This window comes from Mesorhizobium sp. B2-3-12, from assembly GCF_006442205.1.
Classification (GTDB): domain Bacteria; phylum Pseudomonadota; class Alphaproteobacteria; order Rhizobiales; family Rhizobiaceae; genus Mesorhizobium.
In genome coordinates, this window is record NZ_VFVR01000008.1 from 75,741 (window position 1) to 94,798 (window position 19,058).

General features: G+C 62.8%; 23 protein-coding genes. 15 read left to right on the forward strand and 8 right to left on the reverse strand.

Going from position 1 to position 19,058, the window contains the following annotated elements; genetic code table 11:
* Positions 1 to 225 precede the first annotated feature (225 nt).
* The 6 genes from pstS (at position 226) to phoB (ending at position 5,424) form a co-directional block, all read left to right on the forward strand.
* Positions 226 to 1,281, forward strand: a complete 1,056-nt coding sequence (pstS, locus tag FJ948_RS21875; protein WP_140708049.1) for a phosphate ABC transporter substrate-binding protein PstS — start codon at positions 226 to 228, stop codon at positions 1,279 to 1,281.
* Positions 1,282 to 1,347: 66 nt separating this feature from the next.
* A complete protein-coding gene (gene pstC, locus FJ948_RS21880; protein WP_140708051.1) occupies positions 1,348 to 2,331 on the forward strand; it encodes a phosphate ABC transporter permease subunit PstC in 984 nt (327 codons plus the stop codon).
* A gap of 3 nt (positions 2,332 to 2,334) precedes the next feature.
* Positions 2,335 to 3,186, forward strand: coding sequence for a phosphate ABC transporter permease PstA (gene pstA / locus FJ948_RS21885; RefSeq protein ID WP_140708053.1), 852 nt, complete (start codon positions 2,335 to 2,337; stop codon positions 3,184 to 3,186).
* Positions 3,183 to 3,986 carry a phosphate ABC transporter ATP-binding protein PstB gene (pstB, locus tag FJ948_RS21890; protein ID WP_140708055.1) on the forward strand — a complete coding sequence of 268 codons (804 nt, stop codon included), beginning with the start codon at positions 3,183 to 3,185 and terminating at the stop codon, positions 3,984 to 3,986. Before pstA ends, pstB begins: the two co-directional genes overlap by 4 nt.
* A gap of 25 nt (positions 3,987 to 4,011) precedes the next feature.
* The gene (phoU, locus tag FJ948_RS21895) at positions 4,012 to 4,719 is read left to right on the forward strand and encodes a phosphate signaling complex protein PhoU (protein WP_140708057.1); all 708 of its coding nucleotides are present in this window, start codon (positions 4,012 to 4,014) and stop codon (positions 4,717 to 4,719) included.
* A 15-nt stretch (positions 4,720 to 4,734) separates the two neighbouring features.
* Positions 4,735 to 5,424: a phosphate regulon transcriptional regulator PhoB gene (gene phoB / locus FJ948_RS21900; RefSeq protein WP_006328038.1), complete on the forward strand. Its 690-nt coding sequence runs from the start codon at positions 4,735 to 4,737 to the stop codon at positions 5,422 to 5,424.
* Positions 5,425 to 5,519: 95 nt separating this feature from the next.
* Here the strand turns inward: phoB and FJ948_RS21905 are convergent, their stop codons facing one another.
* Positions 5,520 to 6,764, reverse strand: a complete 1,245-nt coding sequence (locus FJ948_RS21905; protein WP_140708059.1) for an ROK family protein — start codon at positions 6,762 to 6,764, stop codon at positions 5,520 to 5,522.
* A gap of 269 nt (positions 6,765 to 7,033) precedes the next feature.
* On the opposite strand from FJ948_RS21905, the gene xylF reads away from it, so the two are divergent.
* The 4 genes from xylF (at position 7,034) to FJ948_RS21925 (ending at position 12,188) form a co-directional block, all read left to right on the forward strand.
* Positions 7,034 to 8,074 carry a D-xylose ABC transporter substrate-binding protein gene (gene xylF, locus FJ948_RS21910; RefSeq protein ID WP_140708061.1) on the forward strand — a complete coding sequence of 347 codons (1,041 nt, stop codon included), beginning with the start codon at positions 7,034 to 7,036 and terminating at the stop codon, positions 8,072 to 8,074.
* 144 nt (positions 8,075 to 8,218) lie between these two features.
* Positions 8,219 to 9,571 (forward strand): sugar ABC transporter permease, encoded by a 1,353-nt coding sequence (locus FJ948_RS21915; protein WP_140708063.1) that lies wholly within the window; start codon positions 8,219 to 8,221, stop codon positions 9,569 to 9,571.
* Positions 9,572 to 9,581: 10 nt separating this feature from the next.
* Positions 9,582 to 10,406, forward strand: coding sequence for an ATP-binding cassette domain-containing protein (locus tag FJ948_RS21920; RefSeq protein WP_140708065.1), 825 nt, complete (start codon positions 9,582 to 9,584; stop codon positions 10,404 to 10,406).
* 141 nt (positions 10,407 to 10,547) lie between these two features.
* Positions 10,548 to 12,188: a CHASE domain-containing protein gene (locus tag FJ948_RS21925; RefSeq protein ID WP_140708067.1), complete on the forward strand. Its 1,641-nt coding sequence runs from the start codon at positions 10,548 to 10,550 to the stop codon at positions 12,186 to 12,188.
* Positions 12,189 to 12,269: 81 nt separating this feature from the next.
* Here FJ948_RS21925 and FJ948_RS21930 read toward each other — a convergent pair whose 3' ends face one another.
* The 6 genes from FJ948_RS21930 to FJ948_RS21950 form a co-directional block, all read right to left on the reverse strand.
* Entirely contained in the window at positions 12,270 to 12,515 is a 246-nt protein-coding gene (locus FJ948_RS21930) for a YMGG-like glycine zipper-containing protein (RefSeq protein ID WP_027037064.1), read from the reverse strand.
* Between the two features lie 81 nt (positions 12,516 to 12,596).
* A complete protein-coding gene (locus FJ948_RS21935; protein ID WP_140708069.1) occupies positions 12,597 to 12,923 on the reverse strand; it encodes a hypothetical protein in 327 nt (108 codons plus the stop codon).
* A 181-nt stretch (positions 12,924 to 13,104) separates the two neighbouring features.
* A complete protein-coding gene (locus FJ948_RS30370; RefSeq protein WP_181173766.1) occupies positions 13,105 to 13,281 on the reverse strand; it encodes a hypothetical protein in 177 nt (58 codons plus the stop codon).
* A gap of 130 nt (positions 13,282 to 13,411) precedes the next feature.
* Positions 13,412 to 14,446, reverse strand: a complete 1,035-nt coding sequence (locus FJ948_RS21940; RefSeq protein ID WP_140708071.1) for a PAS domain-containing sensor histidine kinase — start codon at positions 14,444 to 14,446, stop codon at positions 13,412 to 13,414.
* A gap of 185 nt (positions 14,447 to 14,631) precedes the next feature.
* Positions 14,632 to 14,796: a DUF1328 domain-containing protein gene (locus FJ948_RS21945; RefSeq protein ID WP_027031438.1), complete on the reverse strand. Its 165-nt coding sequence runs from the start codon at positions 14,794 to 14,796 to the stop codon at positions 14,632 to 14,634.
* A gap of 208 nt (positions 14,797 to 15,004) precedes the next feature.
* The gene (locus tag FJ948_RS21950; protein ID WP_140708073.1) at positions 15,005 to 15,799 is read right to left on the reverse strand and encodes a response regulator; all 795 of its coding nucleotides are present in this window, start codon (positions 15,797 to 15,799) and stop codon (positions 15,005 to 15,007) included.
* Positions 15,800 to 16,019: 220 nt separating this feature from the next.
* On the opposite strand from FJ948_RS21950, the gene FJ948_RS21955 reads away from it, so the two are divergent.
* Both FJ948_RS21955 and FJ948_RS21960 read left to right on the forward strand, forming a co-directional pair.
* The gene (locus tag FJ948_RS21955; RefSeq protein WP_140708075.1) at positions 16,020 to 16,223 is read left to right on the forward strand and encodes a NepR family anti-sigma factor; all 204 of its coding nucleotides are present in this window, start codon (positions 16,020 to 16,022) and stop codon (positions 16,221 to 16,223) included.
* Between the two features lie 3 nt (positions 16,224 to 16,226).
* Entirely contained in the window at positions 16,227 to 16,778 is a 552-nt protein-coding gene (locus FJ948_RS21960; RefSeq protein ID WP_010911883.1) for an RNA polymerase sigma factor, read from the forward strand.
* 37 nt (positions 16,779 to 16,815) lie between these two features.
* Here FJ948_RS21960 and FJ948_RS21965 read toward each other — a convergent pair whose 3' ends face one another.
* Positions 16,816 to 17,196: a response regulator gene (locus FJ948_RS21965; protein WP_246677580.1), complete on the reverse strand. Its 381-nt coding sequence runs from the start codon at positions 17,194 to 17,196 to the stop codon at positions 16,816 to 16,818.
* Between the two features lie 150 nt (positions 17,197 to 17,346).
* Between FJ948_RS21965 and FJ948_RS21970 the strand changes: the two genes are divergently transcribed.
* The 3 genes from FJ948_RS21970 (at position 17,347) to FJ948_RS21980 (ending at position 19,043) form a co-directional block, all read left to right on the forward strand.
* Positions 17,347 to 18,108, forward strand: coding sequence for a Crp/Fnr family transcriptional regulator (locus FJ948_RS21970; protein WP_140708506.1), 762 nt, complete (start codon positions 17,347 to 17,349; stop codon positions 18,106 to 18,108).
* 124 nt (positions 18,109 to 18,232) lie between these two features.
* Positions 18,233 to 18,559 (forward strand): DUF883 family protein, encoded by a 327-nt coding sequence (locus FJ948_RS21975; RefSeq protein ID WP_140708077.1) that lies wholly within the window; start codon positions 18,233 to 18,235, stop codon positions 18,557 to 18,559.
* Positions 18,560 to 18,569: 10 nt separating this feature from the next.
* Positions 18,570 to 19,043, forward strand: a complete 474-nt coding sequence (locus FJ948_RS21980; protein ID WP_140708079.1) for a hypothetical protein — start codon at positions 18,570 to 18,572, stop codon at positions 19,041 to 19,043.
* Positions 19,044 to 19,058: the final 15 nt, after the last annotated feature.

The following is a 19,058-nucleotide window of genomic DNA, read 5'->3' on the forward strand; positions in this document are numbered from 1 at the left end:
ATCGCGGGCGCTGCCTAACCTCGGACGGGCTCAAGCCCCTGATTCCGGCGGTAAACCCGGCTCGCTCGGCGAACGTCTGGCATCATCGCCTTTCCCGGTGCCGGCGACGCGTTACCGGGCTGACACGAAACTGTCATGCGACTGTTATAATCGAAGGCTATTGGCCTCAGCGGGCGCCGGAGGAAATGGCGCCGAGAGACCACCTTCCGAACAGGAGCAGGCCACATGAGACATTTCATCCGCTCGGCGGCCGTTGCGATTGCAATGGCTGCGGCGTCCACCCTCACCCTTTCCGCGGCAATGGCAGCTGACCTTTCCGGCGCCGGCTCGACCTTCATCTATCCGGTGTTCGCCAAATGGGCCGACACCTACAAGAAGGACACCGGCATCGGCCTCAACTATCAGTCGATCGGCTCCGGCGGCGGCATCAAGCAGGTCATTGCCAAGACCGTGACCTTCGGCGCCACCGACAAGCCAATGTCCGACGCCGATCTGGAAAAGAACGGCCTCGTGCAGTTCCCGATGGTGATGGGCGGCATCGTGCCGATCGTCAACCTTTCCGGCGTCAAGCCGGGCGAACTCGTCCTCGACGGCAAGACGATTGCCCAGATCTATCTCGGCGCCATCACCACCTGGGATGATGCCGCGATCAAGGCGCTGAACCCCGACCTCAAGCTGCCGTCGACCGCGATCGCCGTCGTGCATCGTTCGGACGGCTCGGGCACCACCTTCAACTTCACCGACTATCTGGTGAAGCTCTCGCCGGACTGGAAGGAAAAGGTTGGTTCGGACACCGCCGTCGAATGGCCCACGGGCGTCGGCGCCAAGGGTTCGGAAGGCGTTGCCAACACCGTCAAGCAGACGGACGGCGGTATCGGCTATGTCGAGTACGCCTATGCCAAGCAGAACAATCTCTCCTACTCCAAGATGCTGAACGCCGCCGGCAAGGTCGTCGAGCCGTCGCTCGAATCCTTCGGCGCCGCCGCTTCGAACGCCGACTTCAAGACTGCCAAGAACTTCAACGTCATCATCACCAACGAACCCGGCGACGCCACCTGGCCGATCGCCGCTTCGACCTGGGTCCTGATTCACAAGGCTCCGGATGATGCCGCTGCCACCGGCGAAGCGCTGAAGTTCTTTGCCTGGGCCTACAAGGACGGCAAGGAAACCGCCAAGGCGCTCGACTACGTGTCGATCCCCGACAGCGTCGTCGACTTGATCAAGGCTTCGTGGAAGGCCGACATCCAGGCCGACGGCAAGCCCGTCTACGCCGGCGAGTAATATTCTCGAAGGAGCGCCGCATCAGCGGCGCTCCTTTCTCATCAACCTGAAAGAGCCGAGCTTGATATGAGCGCTGTCCAGGAAGCCTTGCCAGCCGTTAAAGGATCGCGCGATGCAACCGTTCGACGGTTCGCGTTGACCGATTCGATCTTCCATGGAATGACCCGCGCCGCCGCGATATTGGTGCTGGTCCTGCTCGGCGGTGTTGCGATCTCGCTGTTTGCCGGTTCCTGGCAAGCGCTGTCGACCTTCGGCTTCTCCTTCCTGACCACCGAAAGCTGGAACCCGGTGACGGAGAAATTCGGTGCACTGGCGCCGATCTATGGCACCATCATCACGTCCGCGATCGCCATCCTGATAGCCGTGCCGCTCGGCATCGGCATTGCCATCTTCCTCACCGAGCTTTGCCCGCGCCCGCTGCGGCGCCCGATCGGCATGGCTGTGGAATTGCTGGCCGGCATCCCCTCGATCATCTACGGCATCTGGGGCCTGTTCGTGCTGGCACCGTTCCTGCAGACGACGGTGCAGCCTTTCATCATCAGCGTGTTCCACGGCATTCCGGGCCTTAACAATCTCTTCGCCGGCCCCCCCTATGGCATCGGCTTGCTGACCTCGGCGATGATCCTGGCCATCATGATCCTGCCTTTCATCACCTCGATCACCAAGGATGTCTTCGATACGGTGCCGTCGGTGCTGAAGGAATCGGCTTACGGGATCGGCTGCACGACCTGGGAGGTCACGCGGCGCGTCGTCATTCCTTACACGCGCATCGGCATCATGGGCGGCGTGATGCTCGCGCTTGGCCGCGCACTCGGTGAAACGATGGCGGTGACCTTCGTCATCGGCAACGCGCACCGGATCAGCACCTCCCTGTTCGCGCCGGCAACGACGATCTCGGCGACCATCGCCAACGAATTCACCGAAGCCGTCGGCGATCTCTATACCTCCTCGCTGGTTGCGCTCGGCCTGATCCTGTTCGTCATCACCTTCATCATCCTTGCCATCGCCCGCTACATGCTGATGCGCATAGACGCCCGCACCGGAGCCTGACCGATGTCGACAGCCGCATCGCTTCACCAGAGCCGCAAACGCAGAAATGGCGTGATGATGACGCTGTGCGTCATCGCCGCCGGCATCGGCCTTGCCTGGCTGGCGCTCATCCTTGGCGCTCTGCTCTACAAGGGCCTCTCGGGCGTCAATCTTGCGGTCTTCACGGAAATGACGCCGCCGCCCGGCGACGCCGGCGGCCTGCTCAACGCCATCTACGGCAGCATCGTGATGACCATTATCGGCATCATCGTCGGCACGCCGATCGGTGTGCTGGCCGGCACCTACATGGCCGAATATGGCCGCTTCTCGAAGCTCACCACCGTGGTGCGCTTCATCAACGACATCCTTTTGTCGGCGCCGTCGATCATCATCGGCCTGTTCGTCTACGAATTGATGGTGCGGCCGATGGGGCACTTCTCGGCGATCGCCGGCGCCGTAGCACTTGCCATCCTGGTCATCCCGGTTGTCGTGCGTACCACGGAGGACATGCTCAACCTGGTGCCCAATGCCTTGCGCGAAGCCGGCACCGCGATCGGTGCGCCGCGCTGGGTGGTCATCCGCTCGGTTGCCTATCGCGCCGCGATGTCGGGTATCGTCACCGGCATATTGCTGGCCATCGCCCGCATCTCCGGCGAGACGGCGCCGCTCTTGTTCACCGCGCTCAACAACCAGTTCTGGTCGAGCAATCTCAACGCGCCGATGGCCAGCCTGCCTGTCACCATCTTCCAGTTCGCTCTCAGCCCCTATGAGGAATGGCAGCAACTGGCCTGGACCGGTGCACTCATCATCACATTGACGGTTCTCGCGCTCAGCATCTTTGCGCGCAGCCTGACCGGACGCAGAGAGGACAAATGAGCCAGATGTTGTCTCCAGACATGACGATCGCCACAGAGGCAGCCGCCAAATCCAAGATCGAGGTCAAGAACCTCAATTTCTACTACGGCCAGTCGAAGGCCCTGAAGGATATCACCTTGTCGCTGCCCGAGCGCAGCGTCACCGCCTTCATCGGCCCTTCGGGTTGCGGAAAGTCGACGCTGCTGCGCGTCTTCAACCGCATCTACGAGCTCTATCCCAAGCAGACCGCCGAGGGCCAGGTGCTGCTCGATGGCCAGAACGTTCTTGACCGCTCGCAGGACCTCAACCTGCTGCGCACCAAGATCGGCATGGTGTTCCAGAAGCCGACGCCGTTCCCAATGTCGATCTATGAAAATATCGCTTTCGGCGTCAGGCTCTATGAGAAGATCAGCAAGGCCGAGATGGATGGCCGTGTCGAGCAGGCGCTGAAGCGTGCGGCATTGTGGACCGAGGTCAAGGACAAGCTCAACGCCAGCGGCCTCAGCCTTTCCGGTGGCCAGCAGCAGCGGCTTTGCATCGCCCGCACCGTGGCAGTGAAGCCGGAAGTCATTCTGCTCGACGAGCCGGCCTCGGCGCTCGATCCGCTGTCGACCGCCAAGATCGAGGAGCTGATCGACGAATTGCAAGCCGACTACACGATTGTCATCGTCACCCACAACATGCAGCAGGCGGCGCGCGTGTCGAAGCAGACGGCGTTCATGTATCTGGGCGAGCTGATCGAGTTCGACAAAACCGAGAAGATCTTCACGTCGCCCCGCGAGAAGCGCACCCAGGACTACATCACCGGCCGCTTCGGCTGATCGCACGCATACGAGGACCAGGATCATGGCCGAACACACGGTTGCAGCCTTCGACGAAGATCTCGGACAGATCAGCAGGCTGATCAGCGACATGGGCGACCTCGCCGGCTCGATGGTCGGCGGCGCCACCAAGGCGCTGCTGAACTCCGACAACGCTCTTGCCCAGCGCGTCGTCTCCGACGATGCCATCATGGATGCGCGCCAGCGCGAACTCGACGACCGCGCCATAACGCTGATCGCCAAGCGGCAGCCGATGGCCGACGATCTGCGTCATGTCGTCGGTTCGATCCGCATGGCCGGCGACCTTGAACGCATCGGCGACCTTGCCAAGAACATCGCCAAGCGCGTCGGCACTGTCGGTCTCAGCGCCACGCCGCGCGACCTTTCGCATTCCATCGACGCCATGGCGCAACTGGTGCTGATCCAGGTGCATGGCGTGGTCGAGGAATATGCGGCCGGCGATGCGTCGGCACTGGCCAAACTCAGGAATGACGACGAGCGCATCGACGTCAAATACACCTCGGTGTTCCGCGAACTGCTGACGTACATGATGGAAGATCCGCGCAACATCACCGCCTGCACGCATCTGTTGTTCTGCGCCAAGAATCTCGAGCGCATCGGCGACCACGTGACCAACATCGCTGAAAATGCATACTATGTGCTGACCGGCACGCAGCTGCCCGCCAATCGCCCTAAGCAGGACGAGACCGCGATGTCGGCGCCGGCGGTATAACAGGGTGACAGGCCGATGATCGCGCCGCGCATCATGGTGGTCGAGGACGAGGAACCGCTTGGCGTGCTCCTCCGCTACAATCTGGAATCGGAAGGTTACCAGGTCGAAGTGGTGACGCGCGGCGATGAAGCCGAAATCCGGCTGCAGGAAAACGTCCCCGATCTCCTGGTGCTCGACTGGATGGTGCCGGCAGTGTCCGGGATCGAACTCTGTCGGCGCCTGCGAATGCGGCCCGAGACCGAGCGGTTGCCGATCATCATGCTGACGGCGCGCGGCGAGGAAAGCGATCGCGTGCGCGGCCTGTCGACGGGTGCCGACGATTATCTGGTCAAGCCGTTCTCGACGCCGGAATTCATGGCCCGCATCAAGGCGCTGCTGCGCCGCGCCAAGCCGGAAGTGCTGTCCAGCGTGCTCAAGGTCGGCGACATCGTGCTCGACCGTGAATCGCACCGGGTTTATCGCAAGAAGAGCGAGATCCGGCTCGGACCGACCGAGTTCCGGCTGCTGGAATTCATGATGCGCCATCCCGGCCGGGTGTTCTCGCGCAGCCAGCTGCTCGACAATGTCTGGGGCGAGACGATCTATATAGACGAGCGCACGGTGGACGTGCATGTCGGCCGGCTGCGCAAGGCGGTCAACAATGGCCGCATGCCCGACGTCATCCGCACCATCCGCGGCGCGGGCTACGCGATCCGCGAGGATTAGGTCTCCGATCGGATCGCATCCGTTGGTGAGTAGCTCAAACGGCTTCGGTCAACCTCCAACGTTGATGCAATTCGCGACTTCGGCGCCAGGTCCGCTCAGGCCACGTTCTTCCCTGAACCTGTTTTCGCCTGCACGCCCGGCGCGAAAATCTCCTGGTCGACGAAGGTCAAGGCGCGCATGGCGCAGCCTTCGCGGATGAGCGGCAGTTCGTTCGGCTCGGTGTCGAAGGAAATCGATCCCGAATGCTGGCCGCCGGCGGTCTGGGCGATGGCCTCGCGCAAGGCCGGCTCGATCAGGTCGAAGGCGGCGGCGCTGACGCCAACCATGGCGACGGGTGCGGGATCGATCAGGGCGAACAGGCTGCCGAGACCGTATCCCAACGCTTCACCGGCCTTGCGGTAGGCTTCGCGCTCCGGTCCGTCGCTTTCCCGTGCGGCCGCGGCGAGTGTCCGCATCTGTGCGTCGCTGACATCGGCGACCGGTTCGGTGTCCTCGCCAAGCTGCCTGGCGTTGCGCAGGATGGCATAGTTGCCGGCATAGGCCTCGACGCAGCCACGCCGGCCGCAGCGGCAGAGCGCGCCGCCCGGGCGATGGATCATGTGGCCGAACTCGCCTCCGGACGAATGGGTGCCGGTGAACAGCTCGCCCTTCAGCACCAGGCCCATGCCGATGCCGTGCGAGAGCAGGATGGCGATGAAGTCGTCGCGGTAGCGTTGGGGGTCGCGCCAGCGCAGCGCCACCGCCATCATGTTGCAGTCGTTCTCCATGGTGGCGGGGATGCCGAATTCGGCTTCGAGTATGTCGGCGAAGGCAATGTCCGTCCGCGGCGTGATCGGCGACCACAACATGGCACGCGCCTCGGTGTCGGTAATGCCCTGGATCGCCAGCGCGATGCGGGCAACACTGCTGACATCGAGATCGGGATCCTCGAGGCGGCGGCGCACGATTGCCGTGCATTCGCCGATCAGAGCTTCACGCGACATGGTCAGCGTGTCCAGCCGGCGCTGTTCCTCTGATATCACCTGGCCGGCATAATCGATGACGGCGACGGACAGGAAATTCAGCGACAGCACCACGGTCATCACAGCCGCGGCCTCGGGGTTGAGGCCGAGGCCAACCTGCGGCCGGCCGCGTTTGAGTGAGCCGGCCTCGTTCGGCTTGCCTTCGGTCAGGATACCCTCGCCGATCAGGTCGGCTGATATCGCCGATATGGTCGAGTGACTGAGGCCGGTGGTGGCGGCGATCTCGGTGCGCGAGGGCTGACCGCCCCGGCGCACGGCTCCAATCACCATTGCGCGGTTGCGCCGGCGCAGATCGTCGTGGCGGATTCCGACCGACATGCTTCCCACATCCTCCCCCGTTGCCGCGGCTCTTGACGCCCCTCGAACATCGCCGGCAACGGGGTAGAATACTGGCAGATGCATCTGGAGCTGTCATTATTTATTCCGAGACTCGAAAAAAGGGTCTCGGCACCTCAAAATCCATCAGGATCGATGTTGACAGTGTTCCGGCGATGGACCAGTGTTTTTTCGAGGCTCGAAAAAATAGAGCCTTTGTGCCGGCCCTCGGGTCAGTTTGGTCGCGCCATACGCGGCGCAGGGAGGATATCATGAAGAGATTCACAGCCGCCATCCTGGCGGGTGTCGCCATGTCGCTGACGCTGGCTTCGGTCGCGCAGGCGAAGGACAAGGTCATCGGCGTTTCGTGGTCCAATTTCCAGGAAGAGCGCTGGAAGACCGACGAGGCCGCCATGAAGAAGGCGATCGAGGCCGCGGGCGACAAGTACATTTCCGCCGATGCGCAGTCCAACCCCGGCAAGCAGCTGACCGACGTCGAGAGCCTGATTTCGCAGGGCGCCAATTCGCTGATCATCCTGGCGCAGGATGCCTCGGCGATCGGCCCGGCGGTGCAGAAGGCGCTCGACGAGGGCATTCCGGTCGTCGGTTATGACCGCCTGATCGAGAACAAGGACGTCTTCTACCTGACTTTCGACAACAAGGAAGTCGGCCGCATGCAGGCCCGCGAAGTGTTCAAGGTGAAGCCTGAAGGCAACTACGTCTTCATCAAGGGCTCGGGTGCCGATCCGAATGCCGATTTCCTGTTCTCGGGCTCGATGGAAGTGCTGAAGGAAGCCATCGATTCCGGCAAGATCAAGAATGTCGGCGAAGCCTATACGGACGGCTGGCTGCCCGCCAACGCCCAGAAGAACATGGAGCAGTTCCTCACCGCCAACGACAACAAGGTCGACGCGGTGGTCGCGGCCAATGACGGCACCGCCGGCGGCGTCGTCGCCGCGCTGACGGCGCAGGGGCTCGCCGGCACCGTGCCGGTCTCCGGCCAGGACGGCGACCACGCCGCGCTCAACCGCATCGCGCTCGGCACCCAGACCGTGTCGGTGTGGAAGGATGCGCGTGAACTCGGCAAGAACGCCGCCGAGATCGCCTCGCAGCTCGCCGACGGCAAGAAGATGACCGACATCGCCGGCGTGAAGGACTTCACGACGCCTGGCGGCAACACCGTCAAGTCGCTGTTCCTGACCCCGGTCGCCATCACCAAGGACAATCTCAACCTCGTCATCGACGCCGGCTGGATCAAGAAGGACGAAGTCTGCGCGGGCGTCGCAGCCGGCAGCGTCGCGGCCTGCAACTGAGTTTGACCGCTTGAAGAAATGAAGGCGCCGCGGCCCCCAAAGCCGCGGCGTTTTCTCAAAAAGATTTGTGTTTCCGCGTCACGCGGATAGCTTCTAGGCTGGGTTCGGCATCCGCGTCAGACGGCCAGCCGGTGGGAGAAAATCATGACCGATACGACGTCCAATCCGCAGGCCGACACCGCGCGCGCCTCGGAACTCGGCGCTGTCGCCCGGTTCCTGAAGGCGACCGAGATCGACACCCGGATGCTCGGCATGGTCGGCGCCCTGCTGCTGATCTGGGTCGCGCTGCATGTGATTTCGAGCCTGCGTCTGGGCGTCAATCCGCTCGATTTCGACAGCCGCACCTTTCTCACGCCGCGCAATCTGTGGAACCTGTCGGTGCAGACGTCCGCGGTCGCCATCATGGCCTGCGGCATGGTGCTGGTCATCGTCATGCGCAACATCGACCTGTCCGTCGGTTCCGCCGAAGGGCTGATCGGCATGGTCATGGGCTTTGCGCAGGTGCATTTCCTGGTTCGGTTCGTCGGGCTTGAACTCGGCAATCCATGGATATGGGTCCTGGCCCTGGTCATCGGCCTGGCGCTCGGCCTTCTGATCGGCGCCTTCCAGGGTTTCGTCATCGCCTATCTCGAAGTGCCGGCCTTCATCGTCACGCTGGGTGGCCTGCTGGTCTGGCGCGGGGCCGCCTGGTGGGTCACGTCAGGCCAGACGGTGGCGCCGCTGGATGCCACCTTCCAGCTGATGGGCGGCGGACCGGCCGGATCGATCGGCGCAACCTGGAGCTGGGTCGTGGGCATCGTCGCCTGCCTGGCCGTCGTGTTCGCATTGTTCAACGGGCGGGTGCAGCGCAAGCGCTTCCGCTTCCCGCTGCGGCCGATCTGGGCCGAGACGCTGATGGGCGCCGTCACCTGCGCCGTCATCATGGGCGCCGTCTGGCTGGCCAACTCCTATCCGTGGCCGATCGGCATCGTGAACCGCTACGCGGCCGCCAACAACATCACCGTGCCCGAGGGCGGGCTGTTCATCGCCCACGGCATTGCGATCCCGGTGCTGATGGCGGTCGCCGTCGGCCTGGTCATGACCTTCATCACCAACCGCACCCGTTTCGGCCGTTATGTCTTTGCCATCGGCGGCAATCCGGAAGCGGCCAATCTCGCCGGCATCAACACACGCTGGATCACCATGAAGGTGTTCATGATCATGGGCGTGCTGGCCACGATCGCGGCCGCCATTTCGTCGGCCCGGCAGAACTCCTCCACCAATGTGCTTGGAACATTGGATGAGCTGCTCGTCATTGCCGCCGCCGTCATCGGCGGCACCTCGCTCGCCGGCGGCTCGGGAACGATCATCGGCGCCATGCTCGGCGCATTGCTGATGCAGTCGCTGCAGTCGGGCATGGTGCTGCTCGGCGTCGACTCGCCGCTGCAAAGCATCGTCGTCGGCGCCGTGCTGGTCATCGCGGTGTGGCTCGACACCGTCTATCGCAAGCGGGTTTAGGGGTACGATCATGGCTGACAAAACCGCTCCCGCAACCGCCCCCACAACCGCCCCCACGGGCACGCCGCTGATCGACATGCGCAACATCTCGATCGCCTTCGGCGGCATCCGCGCCGTCGACGATGCCTCGATCGATCTTTTTCCCGGCGAGGTCGTGGCGCTGCTCGGCCATAACGGCGCCGGCAAGTCGACGCTGATCAAGATCCTGTCCGGCGCCTACAAGCGCGACGCCGGCCAGATCTTCGTCAATGGCGAGGAGGCGGCGATCTCCAACCCGCGCGACGCCAAGAAATACGGTATCGAGACGATCTACCAGACGCTGGCGCTGGCCGACAATGTCGATGCCGCCGCCAATCTGTTCCTCGGCCGCGAGCTGATGACCGCCTGGGGCACGCTCGACGACGTCGCCATGGAGGCCGAGGCGCGCAAGGTAATGGGCCGGCTCAATCCGCGCTTCCAGCGCTTCAAGGAGCCGGTGATCAAGCTGTCGGGCGGTCAGCGGCAGTCGGTGGCGATCGCACGCGCCATCCTGTTCAACGCCCGCATCCTGATCATGGACGAGCCGACGGCGGCGCTCGGCCCCCAGGAAACGGCGCAGGTCGGCGAACTTGTCAGGCAGCTCAAATCCGACGGCATCGGCATCTTCCTGATCAGCCACGACATCCATGACGTGTTCGAACTGGCCGACCGCGTCTGCGTGATGAAGAACGGGCAGGTCGTGGGCACGGCCCGCACCACTGACGTCACCCAGGACGAGGTGCTGGGCATGATCATCCTGGGCAAATGTCCTCCAGGTGCCATACCCGGGCCGGGTGCTCTGAAGATCGCCGCCTGAGCCGCGAGCGCTGGCCGGCGGGGCCGCCCGGGCGCCCGTTCACGTGATATGCCAGTGATCACGATGGCTTGGCCTGACCATTGTGTTGGCCCGTCGACTTGCCCATAAAGGTCCTGTTTTGCTCATGGACCGCATCATCCGTTGAAGAAGCTTTTTCCAATCGTCGCGTTCATCGCCGTCGCATTGATCAGCATGACCATGGCGGGATTCGCTTATTTCGCGACGCAGGAGGCCGCTCGCATCAAGTTCGAGGGGGCAGCCGATGACGCCCTCAACCGGATCGAGAGCCGTATCGACCTGCATCTGTCGCTGCTGCGCTCGACGCAGGCCCTGTTCGACGCGCGCAACGGCGATATTTCCCAGAACGAGTTCAAGGCCTTTTTCAAGGCGCTGGATGTCGACAGCAATTTCGCCGGCCTGCGCGGCATCGGGTTCCTGCGACTGGTCAAGACCGGCGACGAGGCGGCGGTCGAACGCGATATCCTCCACGATTTCGGCGCCAGCCACCCGGTCTATCCCGATACCACCCAGCCCTCGCGCGCGCCGATCGCGCTTTTCGAGCCGCTCGATCCGTCAAACCAGGCCAGCATCGGCTACGACATGTTCAGTGAGCCGGTGCGGCGCGCGGCGATCGAAAAGGCGATGGCCGACGACCAGCAGCACGCAAGCGGGCTGGTGCAACTCGGCCAGGGCACGGGGGCCGCGCAAACCTTCACCGGGTTCCTGGTCTTCGTGCGGCTCAATGTCGAAACGGCGCCGGAGGTCATCAACGCATCACGGTCCTCGACCGCCGGCTTTCTCTACGCGGCCTTCCGGGCTCGGGACCTGTTCCAGATCGCGCTCAGCCGTGCGCCGCTGCTGCCGGTCAACACCGAGATCTACGACGGTGCGGTGAGCGGCGACAATCTGCTGTTCCGCTCGGAGACGCCACCGGTGTCATCCCTGGGAGACCCGCTGCTGGTCACCCGCAAGATCACCGTGGCGGGACGGCCCTGGACCGTATTGTTCAGGCCGACCAGTGCCTTCTCGCAACCGTCTTCGCGCGCCATCCCGGTGATGCTGGGGCTGTTCGGCCTGCTGCTTGCCGGCGCCATCGCGCTGGTGGCGCGCTATCAGGAGCGTGCCTATGACGCGGTATCGGCTTTGCACGAGACGACGGAAAAGAGCCTGCTCGAAAAGGATCTGATGCTGCAGGAGATGAAGCACCGCATCAAGAATTCGATCACCAGGGTGCTGGCGATCGCCCGGCAGACGGCTTCGCGGGCGACCGACGTCAACGAGTTCTCCGCTTCCTTCTCGGCCAGGTTGCAGGCGATGGCCGCGTCGCAGGACATGCTGACGCGCTCGCGCTGGCAGAAAGCCGACCTTGCCGACCTGTTGCGCATCGAGCTTGGCCAGGTGTTCGGCAAGGAGCTGCCGGAAGGGCTCCTGTCTGGTCCGGAAGTGCTGCTCGACGAAACCACGACGCAGGCGCTTGGCCTGACCTTTCACGAACTGGCCACCAATGCGCTGAAATATGGCGAGGCCGGTAATTCCGCCAATTCATCCAAGGGGGACTGGGCGCTCAAGGTGGACTGGTCGCTGGAAGGGCGAGGGCGCGAGCGAACCCTGGCGCTTAACTGGCGGGAAGCCGGGAAAAACAAAGTCGAGGCACCGGCCGTGACCGGATTCGGCACCAAGCTGATCGACCTCAACGTCACGCGCGAATTGCGCGGCACGATCAAGCGCGATTACGAGGCCGACGGCCTGAAGGTGGAGATCAGAATTCCGTTGATCGGCTGATGCCTGCTTATCGGCAGATGGAAAGCCAGGAAATCCGGAGGCCGGAAAGCGGCCCCCGGATCTGTATTCCGCTATCGCGAATCAGTTGCAGCGGGCCGTGTAGATCCGGCCGCGATGATCGCGATACTGGCAGTAGCCGTTGCGCAGGTTGCGGACCAGCAGGCCCGACCCGGCACCGACGGCAGCGCCGATCAGCGCGCCCTTGCCGCCGCCGACCAATCCACCCACGCCCGCGCCGATCAAGCCGCCGCCGACGACGTCCTTCTCGGTCGAGGTACAGCCGCTGACAGCAACCACCGCAACCATGGCAATAAGTATTTTCCGCATAAGTCACTCCTCACTTGTGTCCACACTTTGGTAAGCTCCAACCGCCATTTAGCACGAAACGACGGCCTTTGCTGCTGCAATTTATTGTTGGCTAAGGTAGTCTTTTTCTGGGCGGATCGTGTTCGACGCCATGACGAGGTTGGATATGGCCAACGAAGCGTCAAGACTACCATCTGGCCGCACCTTCCAGACAATCTGATCGTAGTCGTCCTCCAAGGCGGGATCGACCGCGAGGCATTTGGCAATGACATGCTCCGCCTGCCCCTGAACGTCGCCCATTGCGAAGGGGCGTTCGGCGGTGCACGCGTCAGCAGTCTCAAAAACACTGACAGGGACCTGCAATTCCCGACATTCGGCCATCGTGTTCGAGCAGCCGATGACCAGTAACAACGCGGCTATGTGTTCCATGACGAATGTTCCTCTGGCCGCAATAACGGACAACATCGCCAAAAAGTTCCTGCCATTCCAACGGGGCTACACGCACAGCAGCCTGGTGAAACAGATCCGGACACGCCAAGGCCTGCCGACCGGGCATGCCAACGGCGCATCCCAACGATACTCTCAAAGGCGAAGAGGGTCGGGAGCTAGATCAAATCAATTGCCAGAGGATGACCAGAACCATGATCGCGGCGATTGCTGGGATGATGCCCCTCATCAACCCTTGGCCTGCCTCGGGCGGTGGTTCCACGGAGGCTTCGGCGTCGAGAAATTCTCCCATGGAAACACGGGCGGCCTGTTCCAGTCTGTTGATGTCGGCAACCGTCAAGACATTCCTCCCGTAGCCCGCTGCAAGTCCTGCCGCACAATGTCCGAAGGCAGGGCCAGTTCCGGCGGTCTCTGGGAAAAACAGCATCCGCCCTTATGGTGAACAGCCGGTTACGAGTCGTTGCTGGCGCTCAGGGCGTTTCGAAATTGCTGTGCGGAACGACAAGGCGGTATTCGAGGTGGCCATCGCCGATATCGAGGTTCGCGGTTCCGTTCAGGGATGCTGGCACCACGCGCTCCAGCGCGACGCTGCCGAATCGCTTTTGGCCGCCACCATCGCCGTTGGCTCCTATCGCTTCAGCCCATGTCAGCGACAGGGCCACCTCCCCGGTGGTGGTGGCATTGAGGTCGGCGGTGACTTCGACGAAGCCCCCCGGCCGGGACAGGGCGCCGTAGCTGACGGAGTTGACGGCGAGCTCATGGATTGCCAGACCGATATGCAGCACGGCGTTGGGATTGAGGTAGGGATTGGCGCCACGGAAGCGGAGGCTGTGCGACGGATTCGCCCCGTAACGGCCGACCTGGCTCGCCACCAGTTCTTGAAGGGCTGCTCCTCGCCAGTTGGAGGACGTCACCAGATCCTGGGAAGAGGCCAACGACTGCAACCGGCCGCGAAACCGCGTCTGGAAGTCGCCAATGTCATCGGAATAGCGACCCGTCTGGGCCGCGATGCTCTGGATGATCGCCAGCAGGTTTTTCGAGCGGTGGCTGACTTCCCGCAGCAGCGTCGTCAATGTCTGTTCGCGCCGCTTCTGCTCGGTCGTCTCGACCATCGTGGTGACGACACCTTGTACATCGCCATCGTCGCCGCGGTCGGCGTCGACCCAGATCTGAAACCAGCGTACGCCATTCTCGACCGGGACGCTGATTTCAAGGCGTTGCGGATCACCGGTCGTGATCACGTCGCGCTTGGCGGCGCCGATGCGGTCGGCCTGCGCCATGGGCAGGATGCCGTTGACGTCGGCATCGTCGGAAGCCCAGGGCGCGCGCATGTTGCGGGCCCATACGGTCTTCATCTCGCGATCCTGATAAAGGACGGAAATACCGGCATTGTGCAGTGCGTGGAGAAGGGCCCGGCCAAGCTGCATGCCGCTTTCGGCAGGGTGCATGGCGATGACTTCATCGTCCCGTGCGGCTTCCGTTCGATCTGAAGTCCTGGAGCGCATCGGTCAATCCGTCCACCAATTCAGGCTGAACGGCTCACTGTCGAATGGGTTCCCAATGAAGTCCCCCCGAATACCACTCCCTAAAGCGGTCCGCCGGACGGTATCCATTGAAGGACACCGCCCGGCGGTGGCTGGAAACCGTTTGAGGGGTGCGGCTTCCAGTGTTCGCTCGATGGATCACTCGCTCACGCCCGCTTGAACAGGCCGGCCAGAAGCGAAATGACCAGAAAAGCGAGAAAGATGAAGAACAAAATCTGCGCTATCCCTGCGGACGTGCCGGCGATGCCGCCAAAACCGAGCGCGCCGGCTATGATCGCCACGACAAGAAATACGAGCGCCCAGTAAAGCATGGTTCTTCTCCTTCCGAACTGTGCGATGAAAACGTCGGTCGATGCAGTTTGTTCCACCATTTGCCCAAAAAGACGAGGCTTGCAAACCGTTGGCGGCGGAGCGGGCCTCAAAATTAGGGGATGACGGTTCCCGACGCCAGAAAGGCCGTCGATGCATCGCATCGGACAGCCTTTGATGGAGTGAGTTTGGGCTGGAAAGCGACGAAAACTATGCAGCGGCTTTCGCCTGGCGGTCAAAGAACAACGCCTGGCTGATCAGCGCCTTGACCATGTCAGGATTGAACGGTTTGGTGACCAGGAAGGCCGGCTCGGGACGCTCGCCCGTCAGGAGGCGCTCGGGAAAGGCCGTGATAAAGATCACCGGTACCGAGGTCGACGACAGGATCTCGTTGACCGCCTCGATGCCCGAACTGCCGTCGGCAAGCTGGATGTCGGCCAGCACCATCTTCGGCCGCGTCTTGCCGAACATGGTCACCGCTTCGGCGTGGGTGCGCGCTGTTCCAACCACGCGGTGGCCGAGGCTCTCGACCATCTCCTCTATGTCCATGGCAATCAGCGGCTCATCCTCGATGATCAGCACGTCGGTCGCCACCTGGCGGGAAATCTCGCTGCTCGCCTGGGCCAGTAGTTCGGAGAACTGCTGGTCGCCGACGTCCAGGATCTCGGCCGCCTCGTCCTCGCTGAAGCCTTCGACGGCAACCAGCAGGAAGGCCTGGCGGGGGAGCGGCGCGATCGCATTGAGGTTGGCCGCGGCGCGCTGTTCCCAGGCCGATTGTGTCTGTTCCTGCGGAACGCGGATGGCAACCGAGGTGAAGAGCTTGGCGAAAACCTTGTACAGAGCGATCCGGTCGCTCGAGGCCTCGGGGAAGATGTCGACGTCGGCGATGATGGCTTCGAGCATCGCGGCGACCAGCGCGTCGCCGCTCTCTTGCGATCCCGAGACGGCACGCGAGAAGCGGCGCAGGAACGGAAGGTGCGGTGCGATGGTGGCGGATAAACTCATGATGAGACGTCTCCCTCAGATGACGTGATTGCACGGATTGCAGGTCAGGCTGTCGCATGCCCCGCTAATACAACGCGGGTTTTCCGAAAAAGTTCCGCCCGTTATGGAACGAATAGACGGGAACTGCGTTGAAGGTCGGGATGGGCAACCAGACGAGGGTGCCGCTTGCCTTGTGTTGAGTTGGATAGAGCGGCTTGGTGTCTGGAACTATAAGGGCAAAATGAAGGAAATGACGAAAGATATTTTGGCTGGCGCCACGGGCAGGCGCCGGAACGGCGTCGGCGACCCGCTGGGGCCGAACTCCGAAATCGGGCGCAAACTCAAACAATATTACGACGAGCTGGTCTCCGACAATGTGCCGGATCGCTTCGCCCAGTTGCTCAGTCAGCTGGAACAGGCCGAACCCGCGCAGAAGAAGGACTGAGAGATGGCTGCGGTCTCCCAAGGCTTCAAGACCGATCTGCTTGGGGCAATCCCGAGCTTGCGGGCCTTTGCCGTGTCGCTGACGCAGAACGCCGACAAGGCCGACGACCTCGTCCAGGAAACGCTGGTCAAGGCCTGGGACAAGCATGAGAGCTTTCAGCCCGGCACCAATCTCAAGGCATGGCTTTTCACCATCCTGCGTAACGAGTTCTATTCGCAGATGCGCAAGCGCGGCCGTGAGGTGCAGGACAGCGACGGCATCATGACGGCCCGGCTCGCGGTGCATCCGGCCCAGCACGGCCAGCTCGACCTCAAGGATTTTCGCGGCGCCCTCGAACAATTGCCCGAGGATCAGCGCGAAGCCATCATCCTGATCGGCGCGTCGGGCTTCTCATATGAAGAGGCCGCCGAAATCTGCGGCTGCGCCGTCGGAACCATCAAGAGCCGCGTCAGCAGGGCCCGCACACGCCTGCAGGAAATCCTGAAAATCTCGGGCGAGGACGAGTATGGTCCGGATGCGATCTCGGCTCAGGTCACGGGGACGGCGGCGCATTGAAATTCGAGCCGGATAGCGGCCATCCGGACCTGGGGTCTCAGCCAGGGACGCCGCGACCGTAGGCCAGCGCCACGGCCTCGACGAGGTCTTCGCCTGAATAGGGCTTGGTCACCAGTCTCACCCCGGGGAAGGATGCCTTGATCTCGTCCGCATCCGAATAGCCAGACGCAAACACGAACGGAACGCCGGTCTCACGCAGCCCAGCCGCGAATTCCAGCGTCGAGGCGCCGCCCAGCATCAGGTCGACAATGGCCGCGTCGAATTGCGTCGCGACCTCTCGGCCATCGATCTCGGTCAGGTCGCGGGCAACCACCACCTCGCCGGCCCCGTGGTCGCGGCAGAGTTGCTCGACATCCATGGCTATGAGGAATTCATCCTCCAGGACAAGAATGCGCAATCCATCAAGTAATCGAGGCACAGGCAATTGCTCCTTGAAACGCGGGGAGTCATGATCGCAATTGGGTGCGTTGTCATTTAAAAAAGACATGCGCCCGGCGATGAAGCGCCGATCCCGGGCAAGTGCTTGGGACGGATCCGCCAACCGGCGGACTTTCGCAGAGGGGTCGAAATGCCAAGCCAGATCGGGCGTGCTTTTTCAAGCCGCCAATATCCTTGCGAGCAATGCCCATTACGGCCGCTGCCGGTGTTCCGGGAGTTCGAGCAACCGGAATTGGCCTTCATCAGCAAGTTCAAGAAGGGGGAACTCGCGGTCGACAAGGGGGCAACGGTGCTCGTGGAGGGGAGTCACAGCGCCCATCTCTATACCGTGCTGTCCGGCTGGGCGTTTCGATACAAGCTGTTGCATGATGGCCGCCGGCAGATCCTCAACTATCTCATGCCTGGCGATCTCATCGGCCTGCAAGGCAGCGTCATGGGGGAAATGCAGCATTCCGTCGAGGCCCTGTCGCCCATGCTGCTTTGCGTGTTCGAACGCGATAACCTGCATGAGCTCTACCGCAACCATCCGGGCCTCGCCTACGACATCACCTGGATCGCCTCGCGCGAAGAGCGCATGCTGGACGAGAACCTGCTCAGTCTCGGTCGCCGCAGCGCGATTGAGCGCGCTGCCTACCTCATCGCCTTCATCGCCAGCCGCGCCAAGGTCGTCGGACTGAACGGCAAGCAGTCCGTGCAGATCCCGATCACGCAGCAGCACATCGCCGATACACTTGGCCTGTCGCTGGTTCACACCAACAAGACTATCCGCAAACTGATGGATCGCCAGCTGATCGTCTGGCGCGACGGCGGTTGTGGCGTCGTAGATAATGAAGGCTTGAAAAAGCTCGCCGGCTGGGAAGGGCTGGGCGAGGGCCGCCGGCCGCTGATCTGAGGCGGTGCTTCTTGCCGGGCGGCGGATCGGGTGTTCACGGCCGGTTTTCGGGTAGTTTGTCCCGGTATCGGAACCTTGAGACGTAAGGCGCGTTTGAAACCGAGCAATCACAAGGAGTTAAGCAATGGCAACCGCTGCAGGGAAGACCGTCAACGAAGCCCGGACGAATCCGGATCTCGAAGCTGACATCAGGCAGTTGAAAGCCGACATCGACAAGCTCACCAAACAGCTGGCCAAGACCGGTGAACATGGCTACGGCACGGCGCGCCGCGCGGCGGCCGAAGGCGTGGAGCAGTTGCGCGCCCAAGGTGAAGCCGCCTTCGACAGCCTGCGCGGCAATGCCAGGGACATCGAGGCGCAGATGTTGGCAAGCGTGCGCGAGAAGCCGGTGACGTCGCTGGCAATAGCCGCCGGCGTCGGCTTCCTGTTCGCGCTGCTCGCGCGTCGCTAGTTCCGCGCGGATGGGATTGCTGGCTACCCTGCTCTCGGGTTTCGCCTCGGGTGAAACAATGGCTGCCGTGCGGCGCGCGCGCTCGGCAGCCATCGTCTATGCGATCGCCCTGCTGGCGGCATTCTGCGGCCTCGGCTTCCTGGTCGGTGCCGCCTATATCTGGACAGCGGCCCGCTATGGATCGCTGGCCGCCGCTATTGGTTTCGGTGTAGGCTTTCTGGTGATCGCGGGTCTCGTTGTTCTGGTCCACAGCGTGATGTCGGGCGCGCAGGTCCGCCGCGAGGCAAGGCGGCGCAAGGCCGACATGAAAGCGATGGGCATTACAGCCGCGCTCGCCGTGCTGCCGACATTGCTCAAGGGCGGGCTCAAGGGAAAAGGCGGGCTGGGGATCATTTTGGGTCCGGCCGTTGCGCTTGCCGCCTACGCCATCTATCGCGAGAACGTGAAGTCCGATACCGACCATCCGGATGCCGGGGAAGGGTAGCGACAGGCCTACCCC

Coding starts and splice junctions, on each gene's coding strand:
- pstS (WP_140708049.1), top strand. CDS start 226: ATGAGACATTTCATCCGCTCGGCGGCCGTTGCGATTGCAATGGCTGCG.
- pstC (WP_140708051.1), top strand. CDS start 1,348: ATGAGCGCTGTCCAGGAAGCCTTGCCAGCCGTTAAAGGATCGCGCGAT.
- pstA (WP_140708053.1), top strand. CDS start 2,335: ATGTCGACAGCCGCATCGCTTCACCAGAGCCGCAAACGCAGAAATGGC.
- pstB (WP_140708055.1), top strand. CDS start 3,183: ATGAGCCAGATGTTGTCTCCAGACATGACGATCGCCACAGAGGCAGCC.
- phoU (WP_140708057.1), top strand. CDS start 4,012: ATGGCCGAACACACGGTTGCAGCCTTCGACGAAGATCTCGGACAGATC.
- phoB (WP_006328038.1), top strand. CDS start 4,735: ATGATCGCGCCGCGCATCATGGTGGTCGAGGACGAGGAACCGCTTGGC.
- FJ948_RS21905 (WP_140708059.1), bottom strand. CDS start 6,764: ATGTCGGTCGGAATCCGCCACGACGATCTGCGCCGGCGCAACCGCGCA.
- xylF (WP_140708061.1), top strand. CDS start 7,034: ATGAAGAGATTCACAGCCGCCATCCTGGCGGGTGTCGCCATGTCGCTG.
- FJ948_RS21915 (WP_140708063.1), top strand. CDS start 8,219: ATGACCGATACGACGTCCAATCCGCAGGCCGACACCGCGCGCGCCTCG.
- FJ948_RS21920 (WP_140708065.1), top strand. CDS start 9,582: ATGGCTGACAAAACCGCTCCCGCAACCGCCCCCACAACCGCCCCCACG.
- FJ948_RS21930 (WP_027037064.1), bottom strand. CDS start 12,515: ATGCGGAAAATACTTATTGCCATGGTTGCGGTGGTTGCTGTCAGCGGC.
- FJ948_RS21935 (WP_140708069.1), bottom strand. CDS start 12,923: ATGGAACACATAGCCGCGTTGTTACTGGTCATCGGCTGCTCGAACACG.
- FJ948_RS21940 (WP_140708071.1), bottom strand. CDS start 14,446: ATGCGCTCCAGGACTTCAGATCGAACGGAAGCCGCACGGGACGATGAA.
- FJ948_RS21945 (WP_027031438.1), bottom strand. CDS start 14,796: ATGCTTTACTGGGCGCTCGTATTTCTTGTCGTGGCGATCATAGCCGGC.
- FJ948_RS21950 (WP_140708073.1), bottom strand. CDS start 15,799: ATGAGTTTATCCGCCACCATCGCACCGCACCTTCCGTTCCTGCGCCGC.
- FJ948_RS21955 (WP_140708075.1), top strand. CDS start 16,020: ATGAAGGAAATGACGAAAGATATTTTGGCTGGCGCCACGGGCAGGCGC.
- FJ948_RS21960 (WP_010911883.1), top strand. CDS start 16,227: ATGGCTGCGGTCTCCCAAGGCTTCAAGACCGATCTGCTTGGGGCAATC.
- FJ948_RS21970 (WP_140708506.1), top strand. CDS start 17,347: ATGCCAAGCCAGATCGGGCGTGCTTTTTCAAGCCGCCAATATCCTTGC.
- FJ948_RS21975 (WP_140708077.1), top strand. CDS start 18,233: ATGGCAACCGCTGCAGGGAAGACCGTCAACGAAGCCCGGACGAATCCG.
- FJ948_RS21980 (WP_140708079.1), top strand. CDS start 18,570: ATGGGATTGCTGGCTACCCTGCTCTCGGGTTTCGCCTCGGGTGAAACA.